The sequence below is a fragment of the Ramlibacter sp. genome (assembly GCF_036383835.1).
Taxonomy (GTDB): domain Bacteria; phylum Pseudomonadota; class Gammaproteobacteria; order Burkholderiales; family Burkholderiaceae_C; genus Ramlibacter.
The window spans coordinates 1-3,409 of sequence record NZ_DASVNN010000121.1 but is presented as its reverse complement, the minus strand read 5'-3'; the positions used below and the strand labels follow the sequence as shown (position 1 = coordinate 3,409).

The 3,409-nt window shown below is 68.6% G+C and carries 2 protein-coding genes; one reads left to right on the top strand and one right to left on the bottom strand.

Features of this window, described 5'->3' with window-relative positions; translation table 11 throughout:
• Positions 1-236: 236 nt before the first annotated feature.
• Positions 237-1,145 (bottom strand): DUF72 domain-containing protein, encoded by a 909-nt coding sequence (locus VF522_RS19585; RefSeq protein WP_330909992.1) that lies wholly within the window; start codon positions 1,143-1,145, stop codon positions 237-239.
• Positions 1,146-1,162: 17 nt separating this feature from the next.
• On the opposite strand from VF522_RS19585, the gene VF522_RS19580 reads away from it, so the two are divergent.
• Positions 1,163-3,316: an ATP-dependent helicase gene (locus VF522_RS19580; protein ID WP_330909991.1), complete on the top strand. Its 2,154-nt coding sequence runs from the start codon at positions 1,163-1,165 to the stop codon at positions 3,314-3,316.
• Positions 3,317-3,409: the final 93 nt, after the last annotated feature.

The following is a 3,409-nucleotide window of genomic DNA, read 5'->3' as shown; positions in this document are numbered from 1 at the left end:
CTCGGGGTTGGCGATCGCGCCGTCGGCGGCGGGCTGCGCCTGCGCGGCGGGAGCGGCCGCGCGCGGCGCGGATTCGGCCTTGGGCGGCTTGAGCTGCGCTTGCGCCGTGAAGCTCGAGGCGGCGAGGCCCAGGGCCAGCAGCGTGAGGCGGAAATTCAAGTTCATCGTTTGGTACTCACATCGGTCTGGGCGCAGTCTAGCCGGTCGCCCCGGGGCTCCTGCCGGCGTACAAGCTTTTACCCCGCGTTTACGCGCAGCATTTCGCGCATCAGCCGCGCGTTCGCCTGGCCCTGGTCCTCGTAATTGGTGTTGAACACCACGTGCACGGCGTCCGCCAGCGTCGCGAGGTGCTTCAGCTCGGGCACCATCGCCGCGAGTTCGTCGGCGCTGTAGCGGTAGTCGAAGCGCGCGGACGAGGCGGCGAGGCCCTTCTTGTTCCAGGTCTCCTTGTTGCGGCCATGCAGCCGCACGATCGCGAGTTTCGGGTTCGTCACGTCCCAGACGCAGGGAACGCAGTTGGCGAAGCCCTGCGGCGAATCCACGACCGTGTGCACGAGGGCCAGTTCGCGCTCCCATTCGATCGTCTGCTCCAGGTGCTCGCCGAAGAACCAGGTGGCGTGGCGGAATTCAGCGGCGACGACGTGGCCATGCATCCTTTCGGCGCAGTGCTCCACGTGCGCCATGCCGGCGCGGTTGCGCAGCAGCCAGGGCGCGAACTGGAAGTGCACCGCGCCCAGCTTGCCCGCGTTTTTCAGGGGCGCGAGCGCTTCGTGGAAGCGGCGCCAGAGTTCGTCGCGGAGTTCGCCCGGCACATCCTCGTAATACAGCGTGCGCGGGACGTCGGGTCCCAGCGCCTTCTGGAGGTCGCGGTGCAGCGCGGTGACCAGCGTCTGGTGGCCGGTGAACAGGCGGAAGGCCTTGACGTTGAAGGTGAAGTGCTCCGGCGTTCGCTCGGCCCACAGCTGCGCGTTCTGCGGCGTCGGCATGGCGTAGTAGCTCGAATCCACCTCCACCATCGGGAACTGCGTCGCATAGAAGCGCAGGCGCTGTTCGGCCGTCTTGCAGGACGGCGGATAGAAGCGGCCGCAGCCGATCAGGCTCTTGTCGGTCCAGGAGGCGGAGCCGACCAGGATGTTTTCGATCACTGTATTAATATACAGCCATGCTGTACCCCGATCCGCTGGAATCCCTCAACCCGCAGCAGCGCGAAGCCGCCACCCATGGCACCGGCGACACGGCCGGCGACACCCGCCCGCTGCTGGTGATCGCGGGTGCGGGCTCGGGCAAGACCAACACGCTGGCGCATCGCGTGGCCACCCTGATCCGCCACGGCGCGGATCCGCAGCGCATGATGCTGCTCACCTTCAGCCGCCGCGCGGCGCAGGAGATGGAGCGGCGCGTCGGCGGCGTGCTGCAGAAGGCGCTCGGCCTGCAAGGCACGCAGTCGCTGCCCAACCTGCCCTGGAGCGGCACCTTCCACGGCATCGGCGCGCGGCTGCTGCGCGAGTACGCCCCGCGCATCGGCCTGGAGGAGACCTTCACCATCCACGACCGCGGCGACGCCGAGGACCTGATGGGCCTGGTGCGCCACGAGATCGGCCTCTCGGATACGAAAAAGCGCTTCCCGCTCAAGGGCACCTGCCTGGGCATCTACTCGCGCGTGCTGAACACGCGCGACCCGCTGCACCTGGTGCTGCAGTCGGTCTACCCGTGGTGCACGCAGTGGGAAGACGAGCTCAAGAAGCTGTTCGGCGCCTACGTCGAGGCCAAGCAGCAGCAGAACGTGCTCGATTACGACGACCTGCTGTCCTTCTGGGCCGACATGATGGCCGAGCCCGCGCTGGCCGAAGAGGTCGGCGCGCGCTTCGACCACCTGCTGGTCGACGAATACCAGGACACCAACAAGCTGCAGTCGGAGATCCTGCTCGGGATGAAGCCGACGGGGCAGGGCGTCACCGTGGTGGGCGACGATGCCCAGAGCATCTATTCCTTCCGCGGCGCCACGGTGCGCAACATCCTCGACTTCCCGCACCAGTTCACGCAGCCGGAGAACAGGGCCCCCAAGCTTGCGGCCGAAGCCGCTGCGCTACCCCCCGAGGGGGCGCACGCACCTCGGGGCGGCCCAGCGGTGCGTATCGTCACGCTGGAGCGCAACTACCGCAGCACGCAACCGATCCTGGAAGCGAGCAATGCGGTGATCGCCGCGGCGCGCGAGCGCCACGCGAAGAACCTGTATTCCGACCAGCCCTCCAGCCAGCGCGCGCAACTCGTGCTGGTGCCCGACGAGGCGCAGCAGGCCCGCTGGGTGGCCGACCAGGTGCTGCGCCGGCGCGAAGGCGGCACGGTGCTGAAGTCGCAGGCCGTGCTGTTCCGCACCAGCCACCACAGCGCCGCGCTGGAGCTGGAACTCGCGCGCCGCAACATCCCCTTCGTGAAGTTCGGCGGCCTGAAATTCCTGGAAGCCTCGCACGTCAAGGACATCATGGCGGTGCTGCGTTTCGCGCAGAACCCGCGCGGGCGCATGGCGGGTTTCCGCGTCGCGCAGCTGGTACCGGGCATCGGCGCCGCCACCGCCACCCGGCTGCTCGACGCGATGGGCGAAGCGGGCGATCCGCACGCGGCGCTGCAGTCCTTCGAGCCGCCGGCGCAGGCGAAGGAGGAGTGGACGCAACTCGCCGCGCTGTTCGCCAAACTGAACGACGCCGAGCTTGCCTGGCCGGCCGACATGGAACTGGCGAAAGCCTGGTACCTGCCGCAGCTCGATCGCCTGCACGACGACCCGCAGGTGCGCAAGCTCGACGTCGAGCAGCTGGTGCGCCTGGCGGCCGGCTACGGCAGCCGCGAACGCTTCCTCACCGAGCTCACGCTCGACCCGCCTGAAGTGACGAGCGACCAGAGCGGCCCGCCGCTGCGCGACGAGGACTACCTGATCCTGTCCACCATCCACAGCGCCAAGGGGCAGGAGTGGAAGGCGGTGCACGTGCTGAACGTGGTCGACGGCTGCATCCCGAGCGACATGGCGACCGGCACCACCGAGGAACTGGAGGAGGAGCGGCGGTTGCTGTACGTCGCGATGACGCGCGCGAAGGAAGACCTGCACCTGCTCATCCCGCAACGCTTCTACGTGACGCAGCAGGCCAGCGGCGGCGACAAGCACATGTATGCGGGCCGCACGCGTTTCATCAGCGAGGGCATGGCGAAGCACTTCGAGCACGTGACCTGGCCGGAGGCGATCGCCGTGCGTCCGGGCTTCGCGGCGGAACCGCAGGCGCCGGTGATGCAGGTGCGGGCGCGGTCGCGGGCGATGTGGAAGTGATCGTCATCCCCGCGTAGGCGGGGACCCAGGGCGTCCGTCTTTGAAGCGGCTGCGCCGCTTCCCGCTTCCTCGCATCGCGCCGGCTGCCAGCCC